The 12,874-nt window shown below is 61.8% G+C and carries 11 protein-coding genes; 6 read left to right on the forward strand and 5 right to left on the reverse strand.

What is annotated here, in order from left to right:
• The first annotated feature begins 2 nt into the window (after positions 1-2).
• A complete protein-coding gene (locus tag So717_RS12780; RefSeq protein ID WP_159977840.1) occupies positions 3-662 on the forward strand; it encodes a TetR/AcrR family transcriptional regulator in 660 nt (219 codons plus the stop codon).
• Between the two features lie 58 nt (positions 663-720).
• Here the strand turns inward: So717_RS12780 and So717_RS12785 are convergent, their stop codons facing one another.
• Genes So717_RS12785 through So717_RS12800 form a run of 4 tightly spaced genes read right to left on the reverse strand, consistent with a single transcriptional unit; the run spans position 721 to position 6,581 of the window.
• Entirely contained in the window at positions 721-1,875 is a 1,155-nt protein-coding gene (locus So717_RS12785; protein ID WP_159977842.1) for an ABC transporter permease, read from the reverse strand.
• On the reverse strand, positions 1,872-2,900 hold the full coding sequence (locus tag So717_RS12790) for an ABC transporter permease (protein WP_159977844.1): 1,029 nt from the start codon (positions 2,898-2,900) through the stop codon (positions 1,872-1,874). The genes So717_RS12785 and So717_RS12790 overlap by 4 nt, the downstream gene beginning before the upstream one ends.
• Positions 2,897-4,816, reverse strand: coding sequence for an ABC transporter substrate-binding protein (locus So717_RS12795; RefSeq protein ID WP_159977846.1), 1,920 nt, complete (start codon positions 4,814-4,816; stop codon positions 2,897-2,899). Before So717_RS12795 ends, So717_RS12790 begins: the two co-directional genes overlap by 4 nt.
• Entirely contained in the window at positions 4,809-6,581 is a 1,773-nt protein-coding gene (locus So717_RS12800) for an ABC transporter ATP-binding protein (protein ID WP_159977848.1), read from the reverse strand. The genes So717_RS12795 and So717_RS12800 overlap by 8 nt, the downstream gene beginning before the upstream one ends.
• Positions 6,582-6,752: 171 nt before the next feature.
• Here So717_RS12800 and So717_RS12805 point away from each other — a divergent pair, with 171 nt between their 5' ends.
• Together So717_RS12805 and So717_RS12810 are read left to right on the forward strand one after the other, a co-directional pair.
• The gene (locus So717_RS12805) at positions 6,753-7,238 is read left to right on the forward strand and encodes a class I SAM-dependent methyltransferase (RefSeq protein ID WP_159977850.1); all 486 of its coding nucleotides are present in this window, start codon (positions 6,753-6,755) and stop codon (positions 7,236-7,238) included.
• Between the two features lie 64 nt (positions 7,239-7,302).
• The gene (locus So717_RS12810) at positions 7,303-9,393 is read left to right on the forward strand and encodes a 3-hydroxyacyl-CoA dehydrogenase NAD-binding domain-containing protein (RefSeq protein ID WP_159977852.1); all 2,091 of its coding nucleotides are present in this window, start codon (positions 7,303-7,305) and stop codon (positions 9,391-9,393) included.
• Here So717_RS12810 and rpe read toward each other — a convergent pair.
• Complete coding sequence (gene rpe, locus So717_RS12815) at positions 9,384-10,073, reverse strand: ribulose-phosphate 3-epimerase (protein WP_159977854.1); 690 nt, start codon at positions 10,071-10,073, stop codon at positions 9,384-9,386. The two genes, So717_RS12810 and rpe, sit on opposite strands and share 10 nt — an antisense overlap.
• 150 nt (positions 10,074-10,223) lie before the next feature.
• On the opposite strand from rpe, the gene So717_RS12820 reads away from it, so the two are divergent.
• Genes So717_RS12820 through So717_RS12830 form a run of 3 tightly spaced genes read left to right on the forward strand, consistent with a single transcriptional unit; the run spans position 10,224 to position 12,804 of the window.
• Positions 10,224-11,243, forward strand: a complete 1,020-nt coding sequence (locus tag So717_RS12820) for an ABC transporter substrate-binding protein (protein WP_159977856.1) — start codon at positions 10,224-10,226, stop codon at positions 11,241-11,243.
• A gap of 6 nt (positions 11,244-11,249) precedes the next feature.
• A complete protein-coding gene (locus tag So717_RS12825) occupies positions 11,250-12,017 on the forward strand; it encodes an ABC transporter ATP-binding protein (protein ID WP_159977858.1) in 768 nt (255 codons plus the stop codon).
• The gene (locus tag So717_RS12830) at positions 11,995-12,804 is read left to right on the forward strand and encodes an ABC transporter permease (protein ID WP_159977860.1); all 810 of its coding nucleotides are present in this window, start codon (positions 11,995-11,997) and stop codon (positions 12,802-12,804) included. Before So717_RS12825 ends, So717_RS12830 begins: the two co-directional genes overlap by 23 nt.
• The last annotated feature ends 70 nt before the right edge of the window (positions 12,805-12,874 follow it).

Raw genomic sequence — 12,874 nt, forward strand, 5'->3', positions numbered from 1 at the left:
CCATGAACACCTCCACCCAACTAGATCTCAGATGCAAAGCCCGCCATGGCAACAGCAAAGTCACCCGGGAGGAGTGGCTGACAGCTGCGCGGGACACGTTGGTCACCAAGGGGGTCAGCGACGTCAAGGTGCTGACCCTTGCCAACCAATTGGGCGTCGCCCGGTCCAGTTTTTATTGGTATTTTGCCAATCGGTCTGACCTGCTGGATGCGCTGTTGCAAGAATGGGAGCAGCGCAACACCCAGTGCATACTTGAGAAATGCGCCCTTCCGACCGACAGCATCGCGCAGTCTGTCTGCCACTTCTTCGAGTGTTTCATGGATCCGCGATTGTTTGACCAGGGGCTCGATTTTGCCGTGCGGGAGTGGTCGCGGCGCGACCCCGCCGTGCGCGAAAAAATTGACGAGGCGGATCGCCTGCGCCTTGATGCGTTGAGGGAGGTGTTCAAGGGACACGGCTACGGCGGTGATGAGGCGGATGCACGGGCGCGTATTCTGTATTTCATGCAGCTTGGCTACCATGCGCTTGATATCAACGAGAGCATGGACACCCGCGTGGCGCGGATCGACTCCTACCTGATTGGCTTCACGGGCAGGCGTGCCGCACCTGACCTGATAGAGCAGTTCAGCCACCGCGCCCGCGCGCTCGCCCAAGGAGATTGACCCGATACCGCACCCGTCGTTGGTTTCGGGGTCAACAGCCCTGCTGTCGTCTCCCAGATCAGCTTTTGTAAGGATCAAGCGACGCGCGCAGGCCGTCACCCAAAAAGTTGAAGGCCAGCACCACGAAGATGATCGGCAGCATCGGAATCGCCGTCCACGGATAGATCTCGATACTCGCAAGGTTCTGCGCGTCGTTCAGCATCACGCCCCAGCTGACCGCAGGCGCGCGCAGGCCGAGGCCCAGGAAGCTGAGCGCGGTTTCCCCAAGGATCATAGCGGGAATCGACAGCGTGGCTGAGGCGATCAGATGGCTCATGAAGTTGGGCAGCAGGTGGCGCCGGATCACCCGGCCCGGTTTGGCCCCCATCATCTCGGCCGCACGCACGTATTCCTCCTCTCTCAACGAGAGGAACTTACTTCGCACCGCCCGCGCCAGGCCTGGCCAATCGAGGATGCCGAGGATGATGGAGATGATGAAGAACACGGCCACTGGCCCCCAATTCGACGGGACAGCCGCAGAGAGCGCCAGCCAAAGCGGCAGTTCGGGCAGGGATCGCAGGATCTCGATGACCCGGTTGATCAGCCAGTCGGTCTTGCCCCCGAAATACCCCGCGATGGAGCCGAAGAAGATGCCAAGCGCAAAGGACACGGTGATGCCGATCAGACCCACGGTCAGCGACAGCTGTGCACCATAGAGGATGCGGCTGAAGACGTCACGGCCCAGCCGGTCTGAGCCCCACAGAAACACGGTGGCGCCTTCGGGCGCGCAGAACAGATGTGTGTTGGACGGGATGACCCCAAAGATGTTGTAGCTGTCGCTCTCGCAAAAGAACTTCAGCGGCATCGGCTGGCTGGTGTCTGTCTCATAGGTCCAGCGGTAGTTGACCAGATCCGCTGTGGCCTCGGTGGGGTAGACAAAGGGGCCAATAAAGCTGCCCTCATGCCAGAGGTTGATGGATTGCGGCGGGCTGTAGAGATACTCGGCGCTGCGCTCATTGGGTGTGTAGGGCGCGATGAAGCCTGCAAAGGGCAGCATCAGGTAGCTGAGCAGCAGGAAGATGCCCGAGATCAGCCCCAGCTTGTGCCGCTTGAACTTGCGCCAGACCAACACCCAGTTGGGCGCATCCATGTCAGAGCGTTCCAGTGCGGAGAGGTCCTGGTCATCCGACCAGGGGGTTTCGTCCACATAGCGGCCATCGGGCAGTTTCCTCATCCGCCGCGCGCCCCGTAGCGGATACGCGGGTCTAGCAGGACAAGCAGCAGATCCGAGATCATCGTGCCGATGAGTGTCAACAGCGCCACGAACATCAGTACAAACCCGGCGAGGAACTGATCCTGGCTTTTCAGTGCGGTCAGCAGCGATGGTCCGATCGTCTGCAAGCCCAAGACCACCGAGACAAGCACCGAGCCCGAGACCATCGCGGGCAGCAGGTTGCCGATGTCAGCCACAAACGGGTTGAAGGCCATGCGCAGCGGGTATTTGGCGAGCAGCTTGGAGGGGCCGAGGCCCTTTGCGCGGGCGGTTTCCACATAGGGTTTCGACAGCTCATCCAGCATATTGGCGCGCAGGCGCTGCATCATAGCCGCCGCTCCGGATGTGCCGATCACAAAGGTCGGCACGATGAGATGCACGAGGATGGACTTGACCTTCTCCCAGGACATCGGCGCGCCTTCGAACTCGGGCGCCATCAGCCCGCCAATGGGCAGGTCGAAGTATTTGTTGCCGTAATAAAACAGCATCAGCGCCAGCAGAAAGTTGGGCGTGGCGAGGCCCAGATACCCCACGAAGGCGGCGGTGTAATCCACCCATGTTTCGGACTTCGCAGCGGCGATCACGCCGAGTGGCAGGGCGACCATATAGACAAACAGCACCGCCGCGAGGTTCACCAGAACCGTGAGCCAGAGCGCATCGCCCACCACTTCGCTCACGGGGCGGTCAAACTCGAAGGACCAGCCAAAGTTGCCCTGGATCATCCCGTACCAGCCCTGCGGTCCGGGGGCCATGCCAACCCAGATCAGATATTGCTCCCATATGGGGCGGTCGAGCGCGTATTCCGTGCGCAGGAATTCCGCCTTGGCGACCCCTTCGGCCTGACCGGTGGCGCGCAGCTCTGCGATCTGGTTCGACAGATAGTCGCCTGGCGGCAGGTTGATAATCACGAAAATCAGGATCGACACCACCCAGAGGGTGAGCAGCATCGTGATGAACCGATAGATGGCGTAGCGGATGAACATCATTGGGTGAGCTGCTGAAACGCGTCTTCGTAGTAGAATTCGTCAATCCGGTGGATGCCGAAATGCGCGCCGGGGTCCCAGGCCCATTTCGCCTCTTCAGGCACATTGCGCAGCCGTTCGGAGACAACGATGGGCTGTGGCGCTTCGGCGAGGATGCCGATGCCAAACTGTTGCTCGGCATGAATGGTCAGCATCACGCGCCAGATTTCAGCGCGCCGCTCGGGGTCTTCGGTCTGATCCCAGCCATAGCTGAGCTCCATCAGACGTTCGGCGGCTGGCATGTCAGGTGCTTCGCCGACAGTGCCGCCAGTCTGGTAGTATTGACCCCACTTGGGCCAGGCAAAGAATTCCTGATGCGTCGGCGCGAGATATTCGGGTGGCGTGTAGGGCTGCGGCAGCCCGTTGTCCCAGCCATACCAGACAGCCGCCATGCTGAGGCCCGAATAGACCCGATTGCGCAGGATATCGCGGTCGAGCGGGCGCATGATGAGCTTGATACCGATCTCGCGCCAGGTGTCGGTCACGATGGCCAGCGCGTTTTCGACCTCCTGCCGTTCGCCCGCCGTCTCAATCACAAACTCCATGGGCCGCCCGTCCGGAAGCCTACGAATGCCCGCAGGCGTACGCTCCGTCAGCCCCATCTCATCGAGCAGCGCGTTCGCCTTGGCGGGGTAGTAGATGGACCATTTGAACAGGTTTGCGGGGTCAAAAAGCGGGCTCTTGGCAAGGGCGGTCATGCCACCTTCCTTGGCCAGGCCAAAATAAAGCGCGCGGTTGATCATGCGGCGGTCGATCCCAAGCGAGAGCGCGCGACGGAAGCGCACATCCCGGATCACATCGCGCCAAACCGGATCAGCGAAATTGAGGTTGGGGTAGATGGCGATCTGGTTGGCCGCCCCATTGGCCCAAAGCAGCGTGCGATAGCCCGCGCCATCGGTTTCGCCCTTCTTCAGAATCGAAATGTCGGGAAAGTCGAGGCCCCGCGCCTGCAAATCCACCTCGCCCGCGTTGGCCTTGGCCGCGATCAGCCCGCCACCCACAACCGTCATCTGCACCACGTCGATGTAAGGCAGCTGCACCCCGCGCTTGTCGATCCGGTGATAGTAGGGGTTGCGCACAAAGACGCGTCGGCTTGATTTGGTGCCGGAGGCATTCATCCAAGGCTGCAGGGTCGGCAAGTCCGGGTTGTCGAACTTGTACATATTGTCCCGCGCATTGTGCAGTGGGGCCCAGGAGCGCATGCGCGCTTTCTTGATGGTGCGGCGCAGGGTCTTGGGGTCGGTGAACTCGGCGTGGAACTGCTTGAGGTAATGCGCGGGCCGGTAGACATAAAGCGGGCTGGCCTGCGCCAGACGCGGCAGAAACTGCGGGTTGGGGCGCGGCCATTCAATGACAACCGTATGCGCGTCTGGAAAGCTGACGTCCGCCAGAACGCCGTCCACAAACATGCTCTGTGGTGGCCCGGCGGGGTTCAACTCCCTGTTCAGCGCCACATGCTCCCAGTAGTAGCGGAAGTCTTCGGAGGTGAAGGGGTGACCGTCCGACCAGCGGTGCCCCTTTCTCAGATGCAGGGTGAATTTGCGACCCTCTTCAACCTCAATGTCCCGGAGAATGTCTGGGTAGAGCCCATAGTCGTGGTCATAGCCCACCAGCCGCGCGTAGCCATAGACGACCATCTGGCGCACATCCTTGGAGCGGGACACAAGTGTGCGCAAAGTGCCGCCCTGCTCACCGAAGCTGCGCCCCTTTGCTTCCAGATCCACGACCAATGGATCGAGCGGCAACCGGTCTGCTACAGGAGGCAGGATGCCGTTTTGCACTTCGCTTTTCCAAAAGCTGCTTTCGGATGGAACAAGCGGTTCGGCCCGCGCCTCAAGGGCCAGGATCAAGCTTAAGACAAGGGCGAAAAATCTAACCATGACATCGTACCTTATGACCGGGCTCCACTTCCGTCAAAGCGGGGGCCGCGACCCCTTCAAACCGGAACGCCTCAGGCCAGGTCGAGGGTTTGCCGGCGCCAATGGCCACCAGTTTCAGATCAATGGGCCGGTTCACATCCGGCTCTGGCTGCGCGGCGATCAGCGCGCGGGTGTAGGGGTGGCGCGGGTTGTAAAACAGCGTGTCGGGCGGGGCCTGCTCGACCACCACCCCTTGCCGCATGACGGCCACCTCATCCGCGATCCGCGCGACGACAGCCAGATCATGGCTGATGAAGAGATAGCTCAAACCCATTCGATCCCGTATGTTTTCGAGCAGGCACAGGATCTGTTCCTGCACCGATACATCCAGCGCCGAGGTCGGCTCGTCACAGACCAGAAGAACCGGGTCCAAAGTCAGCGCGCGGGCAATCGACAGCCGCTGGCGCTGCCCGCCCGAAAACGCATGCGGATAGCGGGCTAACATCGATGGATCGAGTCCAACCCAGCGCAGCATCTCGGCGGCCTTTTCGCGGCGCTCGGCCTTGGTGCCCAATCCATGGATCTCCATCGGTTCGGTCAGAGTCTGGCCGATGCGCATGCGCGGCGACAGCGAAGAATAGGGGTCCTGAAAGACCATCTGTGCCTGCCGCTGAAAGCAGACCCGCTCCCGAAGCGACATGTCGTGGATCTTGACCACTTCGGCATCAGGGTCGTGCCGGAACAGCACTTCGCCGCCGTCATCAGGCAACTCAGCCCCAAGGGCGATCCGCGCGCAGGTGGTCTTGCCAGACCCGCTTTCGCCCACCACGGCCAAGGTCTTGCCGCGCTCCAGCGACAGGTTGACTTCGTGGCAGGCCGTGATGGTGACCGGCTTGCTCCACCCGCCTGCGCGCATGGTGTAGGTCTTGGACACATCGCGCAGGTCGAGGATCAAGTCGTTGCGCCCTTCGGCCCGGGCAGGCGCGGCCACTTCGGGGATCATGGGCGCGGCGGCAAAGAGCTTTTTGGTATAGCCATGCGCGGGTGCCCCAAGAACGGCGGGGGCCGGGCCACGCTCCACAACGCGGCCCTTGTTCATCACCACCACCTGCTCGGCCATATTCGCGACCACCCCCAGATCATGGGTGACGAGGATGACGGCCATGCCCGTCTCTTTTTGCAGATCCTTGATCAGGCCAAGCACCTGCGCCTGCGTCGTCACATCCAGTGCTGTGGTCGGTTCATCCGCGATCAGCAGCTCAGGCTTTGCCACCATGGCCATGGCGATCATGGCGCGTTGCCGCATACCGCCCGACATCTCGAAGGGGTAGGATTTCCAAACACGTGCCGGTTCGGGAAAGCCCACGCGCTCGAATGTCTCCAGCACCAGTTTTTTCGCCTGGCTCTTCGGCATGTCGCGGTGCAGGCGCAGCACTTCCGACACCTGATCGCCCAGACGGTGTAGTGGCGACAGCGAGCGCATCGGTTCCTGAAAAATCATTGAAATCCGGTTGCCGCGGATCTGGCGCATCTGCCGCCGGGATTGGGACAGCAGCTCGCAGCTTGTGCCAGCCGAAGAGAACGTGATGGCGCCACTGTGGATTTTTGCGGTGGCTGGCAAGATCTGCAACACAGCGCGGCAGGTGATGGTCTTGCCTGACCCGCTTTCGCCCACCAGCGCCAGCGTCTCGCCCGGCATCACCTCAAAAGAGACGTCGCGCACCACAGCGGGCGCTGATCCAAAGCCGATGCTCAGATCGCGTACTTCAAGAAGCGGCGCTACCACGTCGTTTTTTCTTCCCTGTTCCGCATGCGTCCCAAAAACTGTCGTCCCGCTTGATCAGTCAACGCGATTTCATTGCTCGCGTCCAGCGCACAGATGTGTGAGCGGCTTTGCACTGGCGATTCCACCTAAAAAGGGGCATCTCAATATGAAGATCTTGTAAAGGACCGACTGATGAGTCGTCTTGACCTCTTCATAAATCGCATGGTGTCGCAGCGCGCCTGTCTCGATCATGCGGCAACCCTTGTTGGGGACATGCCCGGCCCGGTGTTCGAGCTGGGGCTGGGCAACGGGCGCACTTATCATCACCTCTGCAGCCTGTTTTCGCATCGTGACATTTATGTGTTTGAGCGCGCAGTGGCCTCGCACCCCGACAGCACGCCGCCAGAGGATCGTGTGGTGCTGGGGAATGTGTTCGAGACGCTGCCGCAGGCGTTGGAACAGTTTGGCCCTACAGCGCGGCTGATCCACGCGGATCTGGGCGGACACAACGCCGAGAAAAACGATGTTTTCGCGCGCGAGATCTCACCGGCCATCACCCCTCTGCTTGCGCCCGGCGGTCTGATGGTGTCGAGCGACCGGATGTATTTCCAAGATCTCGAAGAGATGCCGCTGCCCGAGGGCGCCGTTCCCGGACGTTGCTTTATCTACCGGCGCTGAGGGGTTGCGCTTGCCCGGCAACTGAGAAACCCTGAAAGCTGTGCTCAGCAGTCGGGGGTGTTCGATGACAGATGTAGTTGCCTATGAGACCCATGGCGCCGTCGCGGTGCTGCGCCTGCAAAACCCGCCGGTGAACGCACTCAGCCATGCGGTGCGTCAGGGGGTCATGGCCGGGATGGACCGGGCCGAGGCGGACCCGGATGTGCGAGCCGTGCTGATCGTCGGTGCTGGGCGGGCGTTCATCGCAGGGGCCGATATTAAGGAATTCGGCAAAGCGCCGCTGGAGCCGCATTTGCCGGATGTGTGCAACCGCATCGAAGCCTCGCCGCTACTGGTTGTGGCATCAATGCATGGGGTCAGCCTTGGAGGCGGGCTGGAAGTGGCACTTTCCGCTCACTACCGGGTCGCACAGCCTGAGGCGCGGGTGGGGCTGCCAGAGGTGCATCTGGGCCTGATCCCCGGCGCGGGGGGCACCCAGCGTCTGCCGCGCCTGACCGGCGCAGGCCCGGCCATCGACATCATCACAAGTGGGCGCCATGTGGGCGCGCCTGAAGCGGGACAGTTGCATATCATCGACCGGATCGAGGCAGGTGATCCGCAAACCGTCGGTCTGGCCTATGCGCAGGCGCTTTTGGACAGTGGCGCGGCGCGCCGCCCCGTGAGCGAGATGGCCGCACCAGCCCCCGTCGACTGGGATGCGACCTATGCCAAGGTGCTCAGAAAAGGCCGGGGGCAGATCTCACCTGCGCAAGCGGTGCGTGCGGTTCAGGCCAGTGCGGAACTGCCGTTTGCGCAGGGTTTGGCCGAAGAACGGCGGATGTTCCGCGACCTGATGCAGACGGATCAGCGGCAAGGCATGATCCATGCATTTTTCTCCGAGCGTGCGGTGAGCAACCTGCCCGAATTGAAGGACGTTGCACCGCGCAGTGTCGAGGCGATTGGCGTGATCGGCGGCGGGACCATGGGCGCGGGCATCGCGACCTCCGCCTTGCTGGCGGGCCTGCATGTGGTGCTGGTCGAACGCGGGCAGACGGCGGCGGACGCCGCCCGCGCGCGGATTGCGGACAACCTGGAGGGCGCGCTGGCTCGCGGCAAGATCACGCAAGAGCAGCACGACGGAATGTTGCGCCAAGCACTGGTGGTGGCGACCGACTACGCCGCGCTCTCGGACGTTGATGTGGTGATCGAGGCGGTGTTCGAAGATATGGCCGTCAAGGAGGCCGTCTTTGCCGAGCTTGATGCGGTCTGCAAACCCGGTGCCGTGCTGGCCACCAACACCTCCTATCTTGATATCAACGAGATCGCGGCCAAGACATCCCGGCCAGCGGATGTGATTGGCCTGCATTTCTTTTCACCCGCCCATGTGATGAAGCTTTTGGAGGTTGTTGTGCCCGACCAGGCGACGCCCCAGGTTGTGGCTACAGGCTTTGCGCTTGGCAAACGCATGGGCAAGGTCGCGGTTCGGTCCGGCGTGTGTGATGGGTTCATCGGCAACCGGATCATGCGGGCCTATCGCACCGCAGCGGATCACATGGTGCTCGAAGGGGCTACCCCGTTCGAGATTGATGACGCGTTGACCGCCTTTGGCTTCGCCATGGGGCCGTTTGCCGTTTCTGACCTGGCCGGTCTCGACATCGCCTGGGCCATGCGCAAACGCCTCGCATCCACGCGTGACCCAGCTGAACGGGTTGGGCGCTACCCTGATGCGCTCTGCGAGGCGGGGCACTTCGGGCGCAAGACCGGCAGGGGCTTCTATGTCTATGAAAACGGTGCCGTTGTGCCCAACCCGGAAGTGATGGAGCGTGTGACCGCTGAGCGCACGGAACGCGGTATCACCCCCCGCAGTTTCTCACCCGAAGACATCCAGCGCCGCTATATGGCGGCGATGGTCAACGAGGCGGCGAAGATTGTGGGCGAAGGCATCGCCCGGCGTCCGTTGGACGTCGATATGGTGCTGCTCTTTGGCTATGGGTTTCCGCGCTATCACGGCGGGCCACTGAAATGGGCAGATTTGCAGGGTGTCGGCAGCGTGCTGGCCGATATCGAAACCTACGCGCAGGAAGACGACTTCTTCTGGCGACCTGCTCCGCTCTTGAAGCAATTGGTCGCGGACGGGCGCAGTTTTGATGATCTGAACAAAGCCGCTCAGACGTAGGTGCCTGCCGCCGCCGCGCGGATGGCACGGATGTTCTCGCCGTAAGGCGCGGGGTTGCTGACTGACCCCCCCCGGAACACGGCGGAGCCTGCGACCAGCACGTCCGCACCCGCTTGGGCCACCAGTGGCGCGGTCGTTGGGTCAACACCACCGTCGATCTCAATATGCACCGGCCGGTCGCCAATCATCTCGCGCAAGGTGCGGATCTTGGCGCTCATATCAATGAACTTCTGCCCGCCGAAACCGGGGTTCACTGTCATCACGCAAATGAGGTCCACACTGTCGAGCAGCTCTGACACCGCACTGGCTGGCGTGCCGGGGTTCAGCGCCACACCGGCCTTGGCACCTGCGCCGCGAATAGCCTGCAAGGTCCGGTGAATATGCGGGCCTGCTTCCACATGCGCTGTGATCACGTCGGCTCCGGCCTTGGCGAACGCGTCGATATAGGGATCGATGGGCGCGATCATCAGGTGCACGTCCATCACGCCTCTGATATGCGGCCGGATCGCGGCGCAGGTGGCGGGGCCGAAGGTGATGTTGGGCACAAAATGCCCGTCCATCACGTCCACATGCACCCAATCTGCGCCCTGCGCTTCAATCGCCTCACATTCCGCGCCAAAATTGGCGAAATCGGCGGCAAGAATCGACGGCGCGATCTTGATGGAACGGTCGAAGGACATGCGCGAACCCCTGCTGCGAATGGTGTCATCCGGGCTATACCGGGGCGCGCCTCTATGAGGCAAGGGCGTATCACCGCTTGCAGCCCGGTGTCCTTAGGTTAAGTTCCGCGCAATGGCCCTCGCGGGCCTTTGGGACAGAGGGAGAGACAGATGACGGGTTTCAATCGCCGCCAGGCTTTGGGTGCATTGGGTGCTGCGACCGCAGTGGGGCTCGGCGCTCCGGCCTATGCTGCAGGCCGTAAGATCACTGTTGGCGCGCTGCGCTTCACCAGCCATTCGGGCAGTTTCATCGCGTTCGAGCGCGGCTACTTTGCCGAAGCCGGTCTGGAGGTGGAACTGAAGTTCTTTCAGGCGGCGCAACCGATGGCCGTGGCGATTGCCAGTGGCGATGTGGATTATGCCGTAACCGCCGTTTCGGGTGGCTTGGTGTCGCTGGCCGACAAAGGTGCGATCAAGGTGATCGGTGGCGCATTGTCGGAAGAGCCGGGGATCGACGGCCAGAAGATCCTCGCCAGTGATGCGGCCTTCCAAGCGGGGCTGACATCACCTGCCGCGCTGGATGGCAAGCGCTTTGGCATGTCCACCGCAGGCTCGTCGTTCCACTACATGGGCTCCAAGGTTGCTGCCGCGGAGGGGGCATCGCTCTCCTTCAAGCCACTGCAAAAGGTGGGCGCCATCATCGGCGCGTTGAAGTCCGGGCAGATCGACGCCTGGTCGATTGTGCCGCATATTGCCAAGCCGCTCGCGGCTTCGGGGGCCGTGCACATCATCGGTGACATTGCGGATTACTTGCCCGACTATCAGGTGACGACGGTCTTTACCTCCGCTGGCAATGCCGCTGACGAACGCAGCATGACAGAGGACTATCTGGCCGCCTACGCGCGCGGTGTGGCTGACTACAACGCCACCATGATCGCGCAGGAGAGCGGGCAGGACGGCATCGACGCCATGGTCGATCTGATCCACACATACGTCTACACCGACCGCCCGCGCGAGAAGGCGGCGCCATCGATCATCAATGGCACGATGCGTCTGAACGAAGGGGCGGCGCTGAACGTCGCCTCGGTGCGGGACCAGTTGCAGTGGTTCCAATCCGAAGGGCTGGTGGATGCCGGCATCACGCTCGATACTCTGCTCGATACGTCCTACGTCGAGACGGTCGGCAGCTGACGCAAGATGGAACTGCGCCTCTCCGGGGTTGGTCACAGCTATGCGGGCCGCGAGGTTCTGCGCGGCGTGGATCTGGAGGTGCCCGAAGGGCAGATCGTCTGCATTGTCGGGCCGTCCGGCTGTGGTAAGTCAACCCTGCTTCGCATGATGGGCGGGCTGGAAGTGCCTGCCGAGGGGGAGGTCTTGCAGGTCGGGCACTCGCCGGAGGGCTGCCTCAACCCGTTGACCTTCATCTTTCAGGACTTTGCGCTGCTGCCGTGGCGGAGCGTGGCGGGCAATGTCTCGCTGGTGCTGGAGGACCATCCCATCGCGCGCGCAGAGCGACGCGAGATGGTTGCGGATGTCTTGGCGCGCACGCGACTGACCGAGTTCGTCGATGCGCTGCCACGGCAGCTCTCGGGCGGAATGAAACAGCGGGTTGCGATTGCAAGGGCGCTTGTGGTGCGGCCCGCTGTCATGCTGATGGACGAACCACTCTCCGCGCTGGACAGTCAGACGCGGGAATTGCTGATGGATGATCTGGTCAACCTGTGGGTAAGGCAGCCCTTCACAGCGGTTTATGTGACTCACAATCTGGCTGAGGCGGTTCGGCTTGGTCATCGCATTGTTGTTCTGTCGCGGCGTCCCGGAGAGGTGCGAGAGGTGATTCAGTTGGACAAACCTCTGGCGGAGCGGGGCTACGGCGATGCTGAACTGGAGGCGCAGCAGAAACATTTGTGGGATCTGATGCGGGCTGAGGCTGCGGCGGCGGATGCGGAGCTTGTCGGTGGATAAACCTGAGCAAAAAGTTGCGTTTAGAGGGGGTGGATTTACATTTCAAAGCCGCAGATGGGTTGGGTTTTTGGTCTTTATTATGCTGCTTTTGCTGGCGGAATGGGGCACGCGCAGCGGTGTTATTTCACCCTTGACGCTCCCCAAGCCGACAGATGTTTTCCAAATATTTGTAGAGCTTTATAGCTCGGGGCTCTTGTTCCAGCATCTGATCCCGTCACTGTTGCGGCTGCTGGTTGGGGCTGCGCTGGGTGCATCCCTTGGAATTGCTGTGGGGCTATTGATCGGATTGTTCTCTTTTGTGCGGGCCGGTTTGCTGCCTTTGGTGGCGGCGATCTTCCCTATTCCGAAAATCGCGCTGCTGCCGCTGTTTGTGATCTGGTTCGGTATTGATGAGGGCAGCAAATACGCGTTGATTGCCTTTGGCACCTTTACCCCCACGGTGGTGGCCACTTTTGCGGCTGTGGATAACGTCGACCGCACGTTGATCCGCATGGGGCAGAGCTTTGGCCTCAGCTGGGTGAGCATTGTGCGCAAGATCGTGCTGCCGGGGGCGATGCCGGGTATCCTTGCGGGGCTGCGGATCAGCCTGGCCATTGCGATCATCCTGCTTGTGGCGGCAGAGATGCTTGGCGCAGAGTTCGGGATCGGGGCTTACATTCTGCAGGCCGGGTCGCTTTATGATCTGGAACGGCTTTTTGCGGGTGTGGTGATCCTGTCGGTGCTGGGCGTTCTGGTCAGCGCGGTGATCGGGGCTGTTGAACGCCGTTTGCTGGATTGGCGGACCTGAGTCCGCGCACAAGGAAACGTGATCTGGCCGAACTGGCACGTAAGGCCTGTTCATGAGACGAAACGTTGTA

The sequence above is a fragment of the Roseobacter cerasinus genome, assembly GCF_009811755.1.
Classification (GTDB): domain Bacteria; phylum Pseudomonadota; class Alphaproteobacteria; order Rhodobacterales; family Rhodobacteraceae; genus Roseobacter; species Roseobacter cerasinus.